This is a genomic window from Noviherbaspirillum cavernae (assembly GCF_003590875.1).
GTDB lineage: Bacteria > Pseudomonadota > Gammaproteobacteria > Burkholderiales > Burkholderiaceae_D > Noviherbaspirillum > Noviherbaspirillum cavernae.
Map to the genome: position 1 here is coordinate 2,713,055 of NZ_QYUN01000002.1, position 16,140 is coordinate 2,729,194.

20 protein-coding genes and 1 tRNA gene are annotated in these 16,140 nt (G+C 55.6%); 6 read left to right on the plus strand and 15 right to left on the minus strand.

Annotated features, from left to right (window positions below; genetic code table 11):
• Nucleotides 1-67 precede the first annotated feature (67 nt).
• Nucleotides 68-142, plus strand: a tRNA-Arg gene (locus tag D3870_RS12730).
• Nucleotides 143-494: 352 nt separating this feature from the next.
• Here the strand turns inward: D3870_RS12730 and maiA are convergent.
• The 6 genes from maiA to D3870_RS12760 all read right to left on the minus strand — a co-directional run bounded on the left by maiA (nt 495) and on the right by D3870_RS12760 (nt 5,717).
• On the minus strand, nt 495-1,151 hold the full coding sequence (maiA, locus tag D3870_RS12735) for a maleylacetoacetate isomerase (RefSeq protein ID WP_119739613.1): 657 nt from the start codon (nt 1,149-1,151) through the stop codon (nt 495-497).
• A 44-nt stretch (nt 1,152-1,195) separates the two neighbouring features.
• Nucleotides 1,196-1,891 carry a fumarylacetoacetate hydrolase family protein gene (locus tag D3870_RS12740; protein WP_119742053.1) on the minus strand — a complete coding sequence of 232 codons (696 nt, stop codon included), beginning with the start codon at nt 1,889-1,891 and terminating at the stop codon, nt 1,196-1,198.
• A gap of 160 nt (nt 1,892-2,051) precedes the next feature.
• The gene (locus D3870_RS12745) at nt 2,052-2,777 is read right to left on the minus strand and encodes an ABC transporter ATP-binding protein (protein ID WP_119739615.1); all 726 of its coding nucleotides are present in this window, start codon (nt 2,775-2,777) and stop codon (nt 2,052-2,054) included.
• Nucleotides 2,777-3,547, minus strand: a complete 771-nt coding sequence (locus D3870_RS12750) for an ABC transporter ATP-binding protein (protein ID WP_119739617.1) — start codon at nt 3,545-3,547, stop codon at nt 2,777-2,779. The genes D3870_RS12745 and D3870_RS12750 overlap by 1 nt, the downstream gene beginning before the upstream one ends.
• A gap of 9 nt (nt 3,548-3,556) precedes the next feature.
• Nucleotides 3,557-4,777 (minus strand): ABC transporter permease subunit, encoded by a 1,221-nt coding sequence (locus D3870_RS12755; protein ID WP_119739619.1) that lies wholly within the window; start codon nt 4,775-4,777, stop codon nt 3,557-3,559.
• A 10-nt stretch (nt 4,778-4,787) separates the two neighbouring features.
• A complete protein-coding gene (locus D3870_RS12760; RefSeq protein WP_119739621.1) occupies nt 4,788-5,717 on the minus strand; it encodes a branched-chain amino acid ABC transporter permease in 930 nt (309 codons plus the stop codon).
• 321 nt (nt 5,718-6,038) lie between these two features.
• Between D3870_RS12760 and D3870_RS22095 the strand changes: the two genes are divergently transcribed.
• Nucleotides 6,039-6,320, plus strand: a complete 282-nt coding sequence (locus D3870_RS22095; protein ID WP_147375788.1) for a hypothetical protein — start codon at nt 6,039-6,041, stop codon at nt 6,318-6,320.
• A 15-nt stretch (nt 6,321-6,335) separates the two neighbouring features.
• Here D3870_RS22095 and ispH read toward each other — a convergent pair whose 3' ends face one another.
• Together ispH and D3870_RS12770 are read right to left on the minus strand one after the other, a co-directional pair.
• Nucleotides 6,336-7,277 (minus strand): 4-hydroxy-3-methylbut-2-enyl diphosphate reductase, encoded by a 942-nt coding sequence (ispH, locus tag D3870_RS12765; RefSeq protein ID WP_119739623.1) that lies wholly within the window; start codon nt 7,275-7,277, stop codon nt 6,336-6,338.
• Between the two features lie 58 nt (nt 7,278-7,335).
• A complete protein-coding gene (locus D3870_RS12770; protein WP_119739624.1) occupies nt 7,336-7,791 on the minus strand; it encodes an FKBP-type peptidyl-prolyl cis-trans isomerase in 456 nt (151 codons plus the stop codon).
• Nucleotides 7,792-8,082: 291 nt separating this feature from the next.
• Between D3870_RS12770 and radC the strand changes: the two genes are divergently transcribed.
• From radC to rpmG, 3 genes are all read left to right on the plus strand, one after another.
• Nucleotides 8,083-8,757, plus strand: a complete 675-nt coding sequence (radC, locus tag D3870_RS12775; RefSeq protein ID WP_119739626.1) for a RadC family protein — start codon at nt 8,083-8,085, stop codon at nt 8,755-8,757.
• Between the two features lie 142 nt (nt 8,758-8,899).
• Nucleotides 8,900-9,136, plus strand: a complete 237-nt coding sequence (rpmB, locus tag D3870_RS12780; protein WP_119739627.1) for a 50S ribosomal protein L28 — start codon at nt 8,900-8,902, stop codon at nt 9,134-9,136.
• A 23-nt stretch (nt 9,137-9,159) separates the two neighbouring features.
• Complete coding sequence (gene rpmG / locus D3870_RS12785; protein ID WP_057292919.1) at nt 9,160-9,327, plus strand: 50S ribosomal protein L33; 168 nt, start codon at nt 9,160-9,162, stop codon at nt 9,325-9,327.
• Between the two features lie 181 nt (nt 9,328-9,508).
• Here rpmG and D3870_RS12790 read toward each other — a convergent pair whose 3' ends face one another.
• The 7 genes from D3870_RS12790 to D3870_RS12820 form a co-directional block, all read right to left on the minus strand.
• Entirely contained in the window at nt 9,509-10,702 is a 1,194-nt protein-coding gene (locus D3870_RS12790; protein WP_119739629.1) for a DesA family fatty acid desaturase, read from the minus strand.
• A gap of 101 nt (nt 10,703-10,803) precedes the next feature.
• Nucleotides 10,804-12,072: a mechanosensitive ion channel family protein gene (locus tag D3870_RS12795; protein ID WP_242489964.1), complete on the minus strand. Its 1,269-nt coding sequence runs from the start codon at nt 12,070-12,072 to the stop codon at nt 10,804-10,806.
• Between the two features lie 65 nt (nt 12,073-12,137).
• Complete coding sequence (locus tag D3870_RS12800) at nt 12,138-12,701, minus strand: phospholipase D family nuclease (RefSeq protein ID WP_119739631.1); 564 nt, start codon at nt 12,699-12,701, stop codon at nt 12,138-12,140.
• Complete coding sequence (locus D3870_RS12805) at nt 12,698-13,954, minus strand: RsmB/NOP family class I SAM-dependent RNA methyltransferase (RefSeq protein WP_119739633.1); 1,257 nt, start codon at nt 13,952-13,954, stop codon at nt 12,698-12,700. The genes D3870_RS12800 and D3870_RS12805 overlap by 4 nt, the downstream gene beginning before the upstream one ends.
• A 22-nt stretch (nt 13,955-13,976) precedes the next feature.
• Nucleotides 13,977-14,591, minus strand: coding sequence for a phosphoribosylglycinamide formyltransferase (gene purN, locus D3870_RS12810; protein WP_119742057.1), 615 nt, complete (start codon nt 14,589-14,591; stop codon nt 13,977-13,979).
• Nucleotides 14,592-14,684: 93 nt separating this feature from the next.
• Nucleotides 14,685-15,083, minus strand: a complete 399-nt coding sequence (locus tag D3870_RS12815) for a barstar family protein (RefSeq protein WP_119742059.1) — start codon at nt 15,081-15,083, stop codon at nt 14,685-14,687.
• Nucleotides 15,084-15,147: 64 nt separating this feature from the next.
• Complete coding sequence (locus D3870_RS12820) at nt 15,148-15,522, minus strand: guanyl-specific ribonuclease (protein WP_119739634.1); 375 nt, start codon at nt 15,520-15,522, stop codon at nt 15,148-15,150.
• A 261-nt stretch (nt 15,523-15,783) separates the two neighbouring features.
• Here D3870_RS12820 and D3870_RS12825 point away from each other — a divergent pair, with 261 nt between their 5' ends.
• Nucleotides 15,784-16,089, plus strand: a complete 306-nt coding sequence (locus tag D3870_RS12825; protein WP_242489965.1) for a hypothetical protein — start codon at nt 15,784-15,786, stop codon at nt 16,087-16,089.
• Nucleotides 16,090-16,140 lie beyond the last annotated feature (51 nt).

A 16,140-nucleotide genomic window follows, 5' to 3' on the forward strand; every position in this document is an offset into this window, starting at 1 on the left:
ATTTCTTGCAATGGTCTCGGCTATAATCGCTCTTTCGAACTGGAATGACTGTTTTCAGTTCCAGCGTCTCGCCGTAGTTCAATGGATAGAACGAGTGCCTCCTAAGCGCTAGATACAGGTTCGATTCCTGTCGGCGGGACCAGTCCACCCCTCCTCACTTGCCCAGTCCGCCATTTCATCCATTGCGCGGCGCAGCGTTCTGAAAACTCCCGAATCGTCTTCGATCCAGTTTGCAAGCATCATGCCGCGTGATATGGGTTTGACGATGTCGTCGCGCCAGTCGTTCTTTCAATTTCTGCGCGAAGAAGTTGCCGTGAATAATCCATTTCGATGACAGGCTTCGTCGGCGTTATTGATGCGCAGCAGCGGATCGGGCACTCCTGCACATGCGGCACAGGACTGAATGGGAAAGGCTGAAGCGCGGTAAACGAGTGACGATACCCGGCCCGCTTCTTCCTGGAATTTTTCCTGAATCGGGCCTTGATCGCAAATTTCTATTCGGCGTCGGGCTGATTTCCAGGTGCCGCACGAACGAATGCGTCAAGCACCATGCATGCATCATTGATGCGCATGAGAGTCGGCATTCGGGACAAGTCGCAGTTGAGTCGCTGGGCATTCGCGATTTGCGGAACGAGGCAGCAGTCAGCGAGTGTGGGGGTGTCGCCAAAGCAGTATGTGCCAACGCGGGCGTCTTGCGACAGGACGGCCTCGATGGAGGCGAGACCTTGCTCGCACCAGTGCCGGTACCACGCGTTTTTATCCTCTTCGCTGACGTTGAGGTTGTGTACCAGGTAGCGCAACACACGCAGATTGTTGAGCGGATGAATGTCGCAGGCAATGGACAATGCAAGACTGCGCACATAGGCCCGGTCTGCGGCATTCTGCGGCAGCAATGCCGGTTCGGGATGCGTGTCTTCGAGATATTCGATGATGGCCAGCGACTGGGTCAGTGTGACTTCATCGCCAGCCGAATCGTCAACCAATGCCGGGACAAGTGCATTCGGATTGAGCTTTCGATATGCGTCCGAAAATTGTTCACCACCATTCTTCAACAGGTGAACCGGGACTGTTTCAAACGCAAGTCCCTTCAGATTCAGCGCGATGCGCACGCGATACGACGCGGAACTGCGGAAATAACTGTAGAGCTTCATGCTGATTCCTTCATTTCTTTTGCCCTGCGTCGTGCCGATCTTCGTCAGACGATCTTGACGCGCAATTCACCCAGACCCGCAATGCCACCTTCGAGCAAATCGCCGGTCTTGACTGCGGCAACACCTTCGGGCGTACCCGTGAAAATCAGATCGCCTGGTTGCAGTTCATAGTATTTCGACAGATGTTCGATGGTTTCCGACACATTCCAGATGAGTTTTTCAATATCGCTTTTCTGACGTGATGCGCCATTGACGTTCAAATGAATTGCAGCGCGATCGATCTGCCCCGTTTCGGCAACAGGATGGATCGGGCCGATCGGTGCGGAGTGGTCGAACCCCTTGCCTGTACACCATGGCCGCCCCTGCTTCTTTGCTTCGCCCTGCAGATCGCGCCGCGTCATGTCGAGACCGACTGCGTAGCCCCACACGTGCTGCTGCGCATCGGATGCAGCGATGTTCTTTCCGCCCTTGCCGATCGCCACCACCAGTTCGATTTCGTGATGCAAGTCGGCGGTCATAGACGGATACGGCATTTCGCCGATCGTTCCCTGCGCGACCGGCAATGCGGCATCGGCCGGCTTCATGAAAAAGAACGGCGCTTCACGCCCTGTCGCGCCCATCTCCTTTGCATGCTCGACATAGTTGCGGCCGACGCAGTAGATGCGATGAACGGGAAAAAATTCATTGCGGCCTGCAACCGGAACAGCGGCCACGGCCTGCGGAGGGAAAGCGAATTGCACGGTGATCTCCTTGTACCTTGTGTATGCGTGATCGCCGATTATGCCATCGCCTGCATGTTGACGTGATGCGACGGCAATCGGTCCGATCCCCGAAAAACAAAGCCGTCGTGCCTGCGAATCAGGGACGACGGCTTCGGGTGAAGCGGCATGCCGGAAAGGATCAGCCTTCGCCCAGATACGCTTCGCGCACCTTCGGATCATCGAGCATTTCCATTGCGTTGCCGCTCATCGTGATGAGACCGGAATCCATCACGTAGGCGCGGTGCGCGGCCTGCAATGCAAGTCGCGCATTTTGCTCGACCAGTAATATCGTCACACCCTGCGCGGAAACGGTGCGCACGACCTCGAAGATCTTCTCCACCATGATGGGAGACAGGCCCATGGATGGTTCGTCGAGCAGCAGCAACTTCGGATGGTTCATCAGCGCGCGCGCCATCGCGAGCATCTGTTGTTCACCGCCCGACAAGGTGCCCGCCAGCTGGGAAGAGCGTTCCTTCAGACGCGGAAAAACGCTGAACCACTTGTCGATATCGGCATTGATGGCATCCTTGTCGTTCCGGGTATATGCGCCCATCAACAGGTTTTCCAGAATCGTCATGCGCGTGAATACGCCGCGCCCTTCCGGCACCATCGCCAGGTTCTTCTTTACCAATTCAAACGACTTGGTATCGGTGATCTGCTGGCCTGAATAGTGAATCTGTCCTTCGACCCGGCAGTTCGGCAGCGTGCCGGTGATGGCCTTCAGCGTCGTGGTCTTGCCCGCGCCGTTGGCCCCGATCAGCGTCACCAGTTCGCCCTTGTTGACTTCGAGGTCGATTCCCTTGACGGCCTGGATGCCGCCGTATGCGATCTTGAGGCCGCTGATTTTCAGAACATTTTCGGTCATTAGTGAGCCCCTCCCAGATACGCCTCGATGACAGCCGCATTCTTTTGCACGTCAGCAGGCAAGCCTTCCGCGATCGGCTTGCCGTAGTCCAGTACCGTCAAGCGGTCGCAGAGTCCCATGACGAGCTTCACGTCATGCTCGATCAAGAGGATTGTCTTTCCTTCCGCCTTGATCTTGACCAGCAGTTCGCGCAGCGCCAGTTTCTCGGTTGCATTCATGCCTGCCGCCGGCTCATCGAGCGCCAGCAATTGCGGATCGGTCGCCAGCGCCCGTGCGATTTCGAGTCGACGCTGGTCGCCGTAGGATAGATAGCGGGAGGTGCGATTGGCGAATTGCGCAATGCCGACGAAATCGAGCAGCTCCATCGCGCGCTTGCGGATTTCCGCTTCCTCCTTGCGTGCCGCCTTGTGATGCAGCACCGCGCCAAGCACGCCCTGGTGCGTACGCACATGGCGGCCGACCATGACGTTTTCCAGTGCGGACATTTCGCCGAACAGGCGGATGTTCTGGAAGGTGCGCGCAATCCCGGCTTTCGCCACTTCGTGCGGAGCCGACGGCGAATAGGGCTTGCCCGCCAGCTCGAACGAGCCAGTGTCGGCCTGATACAGACCGGTGATGACGTTGAAGAAAGTCGTCTTGCCGGCACCGTTCGGGCCGATCAAGCCGTAGATCTGGCCTTGCATGATCTTGACGCTGACATTGGACAACGCCTGCAGGCCGCCGAAGCGCTTGTTGACCCCGGCAATCTGGAGAAGAACTTGTTCGCTCATGTGATCTCCTCAGGCGGCAAGCGCAGCAGGTTCTTTGTCATCGTGCGGCTTCGGCGCATTGGCGTCGGGCCTGTCCTCGTATTTCGGTGAAGGCCACAATCCGGCCGGACGATACAGCATGATGCCGACCATCGCGAGACCGTACAACAACTGCCGCAGCACTTCGGCCTCGATCAGCACGGTGCCGAACAGATTGCGTTGAACCGGCTCCACCACGTGGCGCAGGACTTCCGGCAGCGCCGCAAGGATCACGCCGCCCAGCACGACGCCCGGAATATGACCGATGCCGCCCAACACCACCATCGCCAGTACGGCGATGGATTCAGTCAGCGAAAACGATTCAGGCGACACGAATCCCTGGAACGATGCGAACATCGCGCCGGCCACGCCGCCGAACGAAGCGCCCATGGCGAATGCAAGCAGCTTGATGTTGCGGGTATTGATTCCCATCGCTTTTGCGGCAATTTCGTCTTCCCGAATCGCGACCCACGCGCGGCCTAGTCGCGAGTCCTGCAGGCGAATCGAGATGAAAATGATCGCGATGCATAGCGCAAGGAACAGGAAATAGTACGCATTGACCGATGGCATCCCCCATTCACCGAAATAGACCATGGCCTTCGATCCAGGCTCGCCGGCGAGAGAAACACCGAAGATGCGGATCGGGTCGATCATGTTGATGCCTTGCGGTCCGTTTGTGATGTTGACCGGAGCGTTGAGATTATTCATGAAAATGCGGATGATCTCGCCGAAACCGAGCGTCACGATGGCGAGGTAGTCGCCGCGCAGTTTGAGTGTCGGCGCACCGAGCAATGCACCGAAGAATGCCGTCAGTGCCGCCCCCAGCGGAATGATCATCCACACAGACAGATGAATGCCGTTCTGCGCCGCCTCCGGCCCGGCGATCCACAGCAGGGCCTCGCCCACCGGCGGGTACTGGTTGACGAAGGATTCCAGCACCGTCGCAAACTGCGGCGATGCCAGCAAGCCGGTCATGTACGCACCAAGCGCATAGAAGGCGATGTAGCCCAGATCCAGCAGGCCGGCAAAGCCGACCACGATGTTGAGCCCCAGCGCCAGCATGATGTACAGGAGCGCCAGGTCCATGATCCGCACCCACGAGTTGCCGTAGTTCGCGGCGATGAACGGAAAGGCCACGAGCAGGATGCCGAGAATGGCGAAGCTGATGTATGCCTTGCGCGGATTGCGTCTGACGTCGAAATAGTTGGCCATGATGCCCTCCTTAAGCACGATCCGCGACGCGTTCGCCCATGATGCCGGACGGACGCAGTGTAAGCACAGCAATAAGCACGATGAACGCAAAGATGTCCTGATAATGGCTGCCGAGGAAGCCGCCGGTCAGGTCGCCGATATAACCCGCGCCGAGGCTTTCGATCAAGCCGAGAAGGATGCCTCCGACCATCGCGCCGTAGATATTGCCGATGCCGCCCAATACTGCAGCGGAAAATGCTTTCAGGCCAGGAACGAAGCCCATTGCAAATTGCGCGGAAGAATAATTCGCTCCCCACATCACGCCGGCAACGGCCGCCAACGCCGCGCCGATGGCAAACGTCATCACGATCACGCGATTGGAGTCCACGCCCATCAAGCCGGCCACGCGCGGGTTTTCAGCCGTGGCACGCATTGCGCGCCCCATCTTGGTCCGTTCCACCAGCAGCACCAAAGCGACCATCGACAACACCGCCAGTACCAGCAGCATCACCTGCGTTTGTGAAATGAGGGCACCGAAGACATTGAACGACTCGGTTGGCATCACCTGCGGGAACGGAATCGGGCTGCGCCCCCAGATCATCATTGCAAATGTCTGCAAGAGGATCGATACACCGATTGCGGTAATCAGTGGAGCAAGACGTGGCGCGTTGCGCAGACGGCGGTAGGCGACACGTTCGATGATGATGTTGACAATAACGCAGACCGGGATTGCACCGAGGATCGCGATGATGAGTTTGACCACGCCAGGCAAGTCGGGAGCCACGTTTTGAATTATCTTGAGGATAGTGATACCGACCATTGCTCCAATCATCAATACATCGCCATGCGCGAAGTTGATGAGATTGAGAACGCCATACACCATCGTATATCCCAACGCGACGAGTGCGTACATGCTGCCCAGCACCAGTCCGTTGATGATTTGCTGGATGAATGTCTCCATGATTTGCCTACTCTCCAAGAATCAGAATCGTTCCACTGCAAGTTGCCGCCAGGTGTGCAACTGCAGCAATATCATTGCTGATAACAAAAACGGCACCCTGGATCTAGCCAAATGGGTGCCGTTTTCTGTCGACGATGGTTACCGGTAAAGGTGCGCCGCAATAATGCAGACGCTATTGGTGGCAGGGCAATTGATGCACATAGCAGTGTCTCCTTCGTTTTCGATAAAAACTTTTGTAATGTTCTCGCGGTGCCTTTTGAGGACCGTCGGAACCGGGCGGCATTATACCGAACATAATCAACGTGAAAACGAATTCTTAAGTTGGCCGTCGAATATCAGCGTATGCATGCAAATGTATGCAGCAACAGTGATCATCACTCAAAACATCAAAGAGCAATTCAGCTTTCCGGAAATACTCTGCTTGCAGGAATGTTGATGCCAAAGCGTTTCCTGATTGTTAATGTATTCAATGAACAGGGCAAGAATTTTATTCAAGGACAATATCCATATCTAAAATTCAAAAAGGAAAAACGTGTTCTTCTCCTGTTACTTTCCGTCCTGCTCTCCTTCCGCCATCCAGCTTCGACCTGCGTTACTGCATAGTCAGGAAGCCTGCATTCACGCGCTACGCGCGACCGCGAGGCCTTTCGGCATCGGAAACGTCACGTTCTCCTCCACACCAGGAAGTGCGCGTACGCTTCTTGCACCCAACGCCTTCAGTCGATCAATCACTGCCTGAACCAGCACTTCCGGAGCCGAAGCACCGGCGGTTACGCCAATTCTGAGCTTGCCTTCCACCCAGGACGGATCGATCAAGGACGCGTTATCAACCATGTAGGCAGCGGCCCCCTTCTTTTCGGCCACTTCGCGCAAACGATTGGAGTTCGAGCTGTTCGGACTGCCGACAACGATCACCACATCGACTTGCGGCGCCATGAACTTGACTGCCTCCTGCCGGTTGGTGGTCGCATAGCAAATGTCGCCCTTCTTCGGCTCTGCAATGTTTGGGAATTTGCGCTTGAGTGCGGCAATGATGTCGGCCGTATCGTCGACTGACAAGGTGGTCTGTGACACGTATGCGAGCATGCCCGGATCGTTCACCTGCAGCGTGTCCACGTCAGCAGTGGTTTCAACCAGATACATGCCCGCTTCGGCCTGCCCCATTGTGCCTTCCACTTCGGGATGACCATCATGGCCGATCATGATGATTTCACGCCCCTCGCGACGCATCTTCGCCACTTCGACATGCACCTTGGTCACGAGCGGACAGGTCGCATCGAACACGCGCAATCCGCGTTGCGCAGCTTCGGCCTCCACCGATTTGGGAACGCCATGTGCGGAAAAGATGACCGTATTGCCAGCGGGGACGTCGTCCAACTCCTCGATGAAGATCGCGCCCTTGCTGCGCAAGTCTTCAACGACGTAGGCGTTATGCACAATTTCATGGCGTACATAGATCGGCGCGCCGAATTCCGCGAGTGCACGTTCAACGATCTCGATTGCCCGATCGACCCCGGCGCAAAAACCGCGAGGCTGGGCGAGCAAGACTTCCTTTTCCATTCTCAATCCTTCAAACTCTCAATTGCCTTGCCAGGTGCAACAAAGCCTGCGCTCAGGCCTACAGTATTCCAATGATCTTCACTTCGAACTTCAATGGTTGACCGGCCAGCGGATGATTGAAGTCGAACCATGCGCCGTCGGCATCGATTTCGCGTACAACACCAGCAAAACGACCGCCGCCCGGCGCGGCAAAATCAACCAGATCCCCGACGGCATACTCCTCTCCCGCCTGGGAATTCTCTTTCAGTGTTGTGCGCGAGACCCTTTGAATCAATTCCGGATTGCGTGGACCGAAAGCCTGTTCGGGCTGCAAATCGAAAACCTTGTGCGTGCCTTCCGCCAAGCCGATCAGGCTGGCTTCAAGAAACGGCGCGAGCTGACCGGTTCCTAACTGCAGCGTCGCGGGGTTATCTTGAAAGGTGCTGACAATATCAACGCCATCCATCGACGCAAGGCGATAGTGGAGCGTGAGATAAGCGGCTTCGGTAACGACAGGAACAGATACGTTTGACATGAAAATACGGGTTGACAGGTAACGCACTATTGTAAGGCACGTCCGTTTAAATAATGAGCGTTTTCAGCCTTGGCGGACATCGAGCAATAAACGTGCCGAAGAACAATATTCACCATGATGACTTCAACCATTCGCTCGATGGTGCGTCATGAGCGAGTCAGCGCAAACAAATAAATTATCAATATTGCAATATTCAAACTTATAATTTCACCGCTTCAATTCATCTTGCCCGACATGGACATACGAATGTCGCCTCGAGCAAGGCTTCAGGACCGCACGACGACAATATATATGGCAATTACCGATTGGCCCGAAGACCAGCGCCCGCGCGAGCGGCTTATCAATCATGGCGCGCAAGCATTGTCCGATGCCGAACTGCTCGCGGTTTTTCTGCGGGTTGGCGTCAGCGGCAAGAGCGCCGTCGATCTGGGGCGCGACATGGTGACGCATTTCGGCTCGCTCAATCGCTTGTTTGCCGCCACTCTTGCTGAGTTTTCAGTGCTCAACGGCTTGGGTCCGGCCAAATTTGCACAGCTCCAGGCCGTCCTCGAACTGGCGCGTCGCGCATTGGCAGAGGATCTGCAGAACGGTACCGCATTGAACTCTCCACAGGCAGTCAGGCACTATCTGCAACTGCTTTTGGCAAACAAGTCCTACGAGTCGTTTGCCGCCCTTTTCCTGGATGTCAAAAATCGGCTGATCGCAGCCGAAGAGCTTTTTCGCGGCACGCTGACGCACACCAGCGTCTACCCAAGGGAGGTCGTAAAGGCTGCCCTCGCACACAATGCGGCCAGCATCATCGTCGCTCACAATCATCCATCCGGCACCTCCGAACCAAGTGCGGCAGATCACGCGCTGACGCAGGCCTTGAAACAGGCGTTGGCCTTGGTGGATGTCAGAGTGCTCGACCATTTTGTGGTCGCCGGAAAGCACATCCATTCTTTTGCCGAGCATGGGCAAATCTGAGCGCACAACAATTGAAACGACATTGTTAAATTAACGAAATAAAAAAAGATACAATTGTTTTTCGCAAGTCATTGAATATCCTCACATTTTTAGATATACTTCCTTTTTTTCCAATTCTGGAAATCTTTTAAAGGAGTTGAACATGGCGCGTGTTTGCCAAGTCACCGGGAAAGGGCCGATGGTCGGCAACAACGTTTCCCATGCAAACAACAAGACGAAACGTCGCTTTTTGCCGAATCTGCAGCGTCGTCGCATCTTCGTTGAATCCGAAAACCGCTGGGTTTCCCTGCGGATCTCCAACGCCGGTCTGCGCGTGATCGACAAGATCGGTATCGATGCCGTACTGGCCGATCTGCGTGCCCGCGGCGAAAAAGTCTAAGCGGAAACTATCAGGAAAATATCATGGCGAAATCTAACCGCGACAAAATCAAGCTGGAATCGACTGCGGGAACGGGTCATTTCTACACCACCACAAAGAACAAACGCACCATGCCGGAAAAAATGGCGATCATGAAATTCGATCCCAAGGCACGCAAGCACGTGGAATACAAGGAAACGAAGATCAAGTAATTGATTTCATCGCCTTGGCAAAAACCCCGCAAATGCGGGGTTTTTTATTGGCGCTTTCACTCGAATGCCCTCTCTGAACATATGACCAGGAACTCGTGGACAAACAAAAACGCGGCCCGGAAAATCCGCAGCCGCGTTCAGAAATAATGCCGGATAGCGCCGGCTGCAAGTCACACGTCGATCATGCATAGCTGCGCAAGCGCAGCGAAAACTCCTGCAGCGATTTGATGCCCGATGCCTCGGCACGAGAGCACCAATCCTGCAGCTGCTGCAGTAGTTGTTCACGGCTTGAGTTTGAACGTTCCCAGATCGCGCCCAACTCCACACGCATCTCGTGCATGGTTTTCAGCGCCTTGCTGTGAACGAACAATTCAGTCAATTGCTGCTTGTGGCTTGCTTCCAGCTTGGCCGGTTCGCGCTGCAACAGCTTCCGGGACGATTTCAGGAAGCCCGATTCAAATTTGGACTTTGCCTTCAACTGGTCCAGCTCATCATGCCATGCTCGCTTGAACGATTTCGCATATTTCGCCATCACGTCGTAGCGGTTCGAAATCACCGATTGCAAGGTATCGAAATCGGCGATGTGCTTTTCGCGATTGAACTTCGGCTCCGGCGCAACCTTTTTCACTTTCGCCAAACCCAGTTGTTCCAGAATGCGGATATACATCCAGCCGATGTCGAACTCGTACCATTTGGACGACAGTTTTGCCGATGTGCCGAAAGTATGGTGATTATTATGCAGCTCTTCACCGCCAATCAGAATGCCGATCGGAAAGACGTTGGTCGCCGCATCGGCGCAATCGTAATTGCGATAGCCCCAGTAGTGGCCGATGCCATTGATGATGCCGGCAGCGGTGATCGGGATCCACAGCATCTGTACGGCCCACACAGACAAACCGACCACGCCAAACAGCAGCACGTTGATGATCAGCATCAGCACAATGCCCCATGCGCTGCGTTTGGTGTAGACGTTACGCTCCATCCAGTCGTTCGGCGTACCATGGCCGTACTTTTCCATGGTCTCGTTGTTTTTGGCTTCTGCACGATACAGCTCGGCACCTTCTAACAGCACTTTCTTGATGCCACGAGTCACCGGGCTGTGCGGATCGTCTTCCGTTTCGCACTTGGCGTGATGTTTGCGATGGATCGCGGCCCATTCCTTGGTGACCATGCCGGTCGTCATCCAAAGCCAGAAACGGAAAAAATGGCTGGGGAGCGCATGCAGGTCCAGCGCACGATGCGCCTGACAACGATGCAGATAGATCGTAACTGCCGCGATCGTGATATGCGTTACCACCAGGGTAAACACGACGATCTGCCATGCGCTAGCCTGTGTAAGGCCGCCAGACAAAAATCCAAGTACTGCATCAAGCATTGTATTTTCCTATCATTACTACTCCAGGTGGAATGCCATCCTTGGCAGATCAAGCATGAGGACGGGACTTATCTGAAATTTCGCCCAGATTGTACGCTCTTTTAGGTACCACCGGCTGCTTGCAGCATCTCGGAAACCTTGTTCTGCACAGCGTCGCGCGTACCAAGCACCCTGATTTCGCGCTGCGGATACGGCACTTCGATGCGATGCTTTTGCAAGGCCTTCCATACGGACCGATTCACCTCTGACAACACATTTGACCGTCCGTTTTCCGGATCGGATATCCAGAAGGCCAATTCCACCAGAAAACCATCGGGTTCGAATTTCAGCAATAATGCCTGCGGCGCAGGATCGCGGGCAATCCGTGGAACGCAGATGGCGGCATCTTGCATAAGTTCAAGGACTTGCTCAATGTCGCTTTGATAACCAACCGTTACTTGGGTTACGAGGCGCAAGGTGCGATCGGTCAGCGAATAGTTTTGCACCAGACCTGACACCAGCATCTCATTGGGGACAACGGTCTCGATGCCATCGCCGCTTCGCACAATGGTGTAACGGGTGTTGATCCGTGTCACCTCGCCATGGTATTTGTCGATCGTCACAATGTCGCCGATCGACAGGCTGCGTTCAAGCAGTATCACAAAACCGGACACGTAACTGCTGACGAGCTTTTGCAAGCCGAGGCCGATACCGACCCCCAATGCACCACCGAACACCGACAGCACGGTAAGGTCGATTCCGACCAGCGACAAACTGAACAGTACCGCGACCAGAATCAATAACGCCCGCCCCATGCGCGCCATCACCGCACGCAAGGATGAATGCATGCTGCTCATGCGCATCAATCGCTCTTCGAGCAGAGCACCAGCCCAAAGCGCGATGAGCAAGGTAACCACCACCGATGCGGCCGCTTGCAATATAGACAGCAAGGAAGTCCTGTGACGTCCGATCGGCAACGTTGTCTGTTCGAGGTATGCCACCAGATCAGGCCACACACCGGTGATGTAGAGGGCCACACCGATCCACACCACAGTCGCAAAGCCCTTTTCGAACATTTGCAGGAAACCTGCTCCCTTGCCACTACGGGAGAATGCGCGGTTCAGCACATAAAACGCGAGACGAATCAGGGCGAATGATGCAACCAGAGGGATCGCCACGCGCAGCAGATTGGCTCGGTGCCAATGCGCGACAATCGGCGTGGCACTCGCGATCAGTGTCAAGGTCAGCAGCGACGGCAGCACTCGCGCAAAACTCTCCACACCGAGGCGCACCACGCGCGGCTGCATGTCGCGCCCGGTCATTCTGGCGCGCAGCAGCCGCGCCAGGCCCCAGCCGGCCGCGATGCACGAAGCCAGGACAGCGATTTGCAACAACAATCCCGGCTCACGCAAATCGGACCAAAGTTCGGACAACAGGCTGGAAAAGAGGTTTTGTGTCATTTTTTGTATGGCACCGCATCCTGACGATGCCTCTCCCAATTCAAAACATAACGTGACGCGAGCTGCGGATTGTTGCGAACGATCAGTACATTTTCCGCGTTCCCGTGCTGCGCGGTCCAGGTGAAATTGTAGCTACCCGTAATGACCGCAGCGTCAGACGTGCCGGGATCAATCACGATGATCTTGTTGTGCGCATTCTGGTACTTCGTCTCGATCCAGACGGGAATGCCGGCTGCCGCGAGCACTGGCACCATGGACGATGCCGTTCGGGCGACTTGCTCTCCATCGGCCAGCACACGCACTTCGACGCTGCGGCGTTGCGCGGCGATCAAGGCGGAGGCTATCCTTTTGCTGGTCAGCAGATATGCCTGCACAAGGACTTGCCGGTTCGCGGTGCCGATGGTGTCGGCAATGAGCGCTTCGACATTGTCCCAGGGGGAAAATGCGACCTGCACGAATCCTTGCGCAGCATAAGCAGGCGGAACTGTGGCGTCTGCCGCGCAAAGACTCGGCGCAGCAAGCAACATCGCCCAGGCCAGCGCGCCCGCGGAACGACTCATTTCCTGCGTTCGAGTACGGCAGCAAAGAATCCGTCGGTCTGATGCAGGTGCGGCGAGAGTTTCAGATAATCCTGCATCTCGAGCGCAATCTTTTGTTCGTTCAATACATCCCTCATCGGCACCAGCACAAAATCGTCGTGCGCGGCAATGAACTGCGTGACGATTGCTTCGTTCTCTTCATCAAGAAGACTGCAGGTTGCATACACCAATCTGCCGCCCGGCTTTACCAGACGCGCGGCGCTTGTCAGAATCGCCGTTTGCTTTGCGTTCAGCTCGGCCAGCGATTCAAGCGTCTGACGCCACTTCATGTCGGGATTGCGCCGCAATGTCCCGAGTCCGCTGCATGGCGCATCCACCAGCACGCGATCCAGCTTGGCGGCAAGGCGCTTCACCTTTGCATCGTTCTCATGAGCGATGACCACGGGGTGCACATTCGACAAGCCACTGCGCGCCAGACGTGGCTTCAGCTTGCTCAAGCGCTTTTCCGACACGTCGAACGCATATAACCGCCCGGTATTGCGCATCGCCGCACCCAGCGCCAGCGTCTTGCCGCCTGCGCCTGCGCAAAAATCGGCGACCATCTCGCCCCGTCTTGCAGCGACGATTTGCGCCAGCAACTGGCTACCCTCGTCCTGCACTTCAATCGCACCTTCCTTGAACAGTGGCAGGTTCTGCAACGCGGGTTTCTTCCTGATGCGAATTCCCAGCGGCGCATAAGGCGTCGGTTCGCATGCAATCGGCGCAGTCGCCAGTTCCGCGATCACGTCGTCGCGCTTGGCCTTGAGCGCATTGACGCGCAAGTCCAGCGGTGCAGGCCGATTCAGGGCATCCGCCAATTCCAATGCCGCCGCCTCACCATCGCGCGCCACGAGTTTGTCGTACAGCCATTGCGGCAGATTGGAGCGCAGCGCGGCGGGCAATGCATTGCGATCGATTTGCGCAATACGTTTCAACCACTCCGCCTCTTCCACCGCAAGTCCGCCAAGCGCATCCACGCCAACCGTATCCGCCAGTCCCAGCAAAGCCAGGCGGCGCATGGCCGGGCCGGCGCCGGATTCCGAAAAGCTGGCGTAGACCGGCTTGTTCCGCAGTACGGCATACGCGCCTTCGGCAATGGCATTGCGCTCACGCGAGCCAAGCTTGGGATGGTCGCGGAAATAGCGCGACAAGGTTCCGTCGGCCGGCGCCGTGAAGCGCAGGACTTCGCGCAGAACCTCTTCGGTATGCGCAACGACGGCGGGGTGCAATCTCATTGGGGGCTTTCAAAAGTTGAAGTCATTGCGCTTGCGCGTCAATGTGGACAATGCCGTTATCGATGGCGAGCCTGTTTTCGACAAACCAGCGCACCACGCGCGGATAAATGATGTGTTCCTGCTCCAGCACACGTTCCGACAGCGTTTGCTCCGTATCGTTCGGCAATACGGACACAGCGGCTTGCGCAACGATCGGACCATGATCCAGATCGGCAGTCACGAAATGCACGGTCGCGCCATGCACTTTCACACCAGCCATCAAGGCCTGAACGTGCGTGGACAATCCCGGAAAGCTCGGCAACAGCGATGGATGGATATTCAGCATCCGGCCGGCATAGTGCTCGACAAAAGGTGGCGTCAAAATGCGCATGAAGCCAGCCAGCACGACCAGATCGGGCGAGTACCGGTCGATCTCCGCCTGCAGCGCCTGATCGAATTCTTCGCGCGACGGATACGCCTTGTTGGCAACGACAGCCGTGGCAATGCCATGCGCGGCTGCGAAATTCAATCCTTCCGCATCGGCCCGATTGCTGATGACGGCAGCAATTCTGGCAGGCCATTGCTCGGCCTGCGCGGCACGCACAATGGCTTGCATGTTGCTGCCCCGGCCCGAGACGAGAATGACGATATTTTTCATGGCGCGCATTGTACCGCACGGCCTTTCAGGAGCAAAAAAGCCGGCTGTTCAGCCGGCTTTTTCGATGGCGACGCGATGGTGCCTGAATGACAATTACTGAAACGAGTAGAACACTCGGAAAGCGATTTTCTTTTCAGCCCAAAAATCCGCCGCATCGCGGAATACATCGAGCAGTGTTTCGCGTGCTTCCTTGTCGAACTTTTGCGTGTTCGGCAATTGTTCGAGGACCACGAGGAATCCTGGTTGCGGGCCAGCCTTGTAGGTCAAATCGGTCAGGCAATCAGACAATGCGTCGAAGTTTTTTCCGAAATGTCTGGGAAAGTGGAAGGCTTGGGCGATGCACGCCAATACCTGCTGCTTGGTCGTTGCTTCTGCACAATAGGCGTAAAGAAAGTGCTGCCCGAGACGAGCCGCCTCGTCCTGCAATTCAGGGATCCTGAATGCACGAATGGATTGGACCACGTTTGGCGGCACGGTTTTCAGCAAGCTCATGTCTTCCTCGCCTTGTGCAAAAATCATTGCCGGGTCTCTGCGCAGTGGCTCGATTCGCATTGGATTACTCTTTGATGCGTTTGAAAGTCGAATAATGGTCGTCGGTGTAATAGTATTCGCCGGAGGTGACGGGGTCGCCGCCAGCGACAATGCGGCGCGCCCCTCGATTGCGCTTTCCCGGCGTCGGGACAGTGTATTCATGATAATAACCCCGCTTTCGCCTGGGCAAAATTCCTTCGTAGTTTCCAAATACCGCGCCGTCCTTGGCATATGGAAAAGGTCCTCCTTGTCGGATGAGTAAAAGCGTTTGCCGCGCCTCCCTGGGCAACTGCGTTACGGCAATCTCATCCGGCGAAACCGGGCCTTTTGCGAAAACCTGAAAACACAGTAACAGCCCCGCAAGAAAAAACAACCAGCTTTTCAGTGACTTAGCTGTCATCTCTATTTTTCTGCCATTATCAAACGACCAATAATTACCATAATTTACGATACCGTAGCGTAACGTTTTGTTTCATCCGAATCAACTGGTATTGACACTCGAGCACTTTTCATTACGGCACTTTTGTGTTCATTTTAATAATTATCTTTCCGTTATCTGATACACATTGTTTCAATAGTTACCCGTATTTGAAAAATTGCGGGTAGGCATCGGTGCGGCTTGTGAAGTTAAATGGATGCCATGACTTGAAGGACATTCACAATGAAAAAATCTGCGAAAACCGCCCTGAAATTTGTAGCTGCTACCGCCCTGCTGTCCGGAATTGCGCCGCTTCCGGTGGCATATGCCCAGCCCGACGTCAATTGGTCGGTCAGCATCGGGTCCGGCCAGCCTGCACCGTATATCTACAGTCCGCCGCCCGTTGTGTATGTGCAACCGCAGCCTGTATATGTCCGGCCTCAACCGGTCTACGTGCACCCCTATTACGGTGAAGAAGTCCGGCACAAAAAATTCAAGCACCACGGCAAGCATCATGGCAAACATCATCACCACCATGGTGACGACTGAATCCATCAGTCCGCAATGAGTCGCCGGGGAAAACCTGGCAGCGAAGGAAGC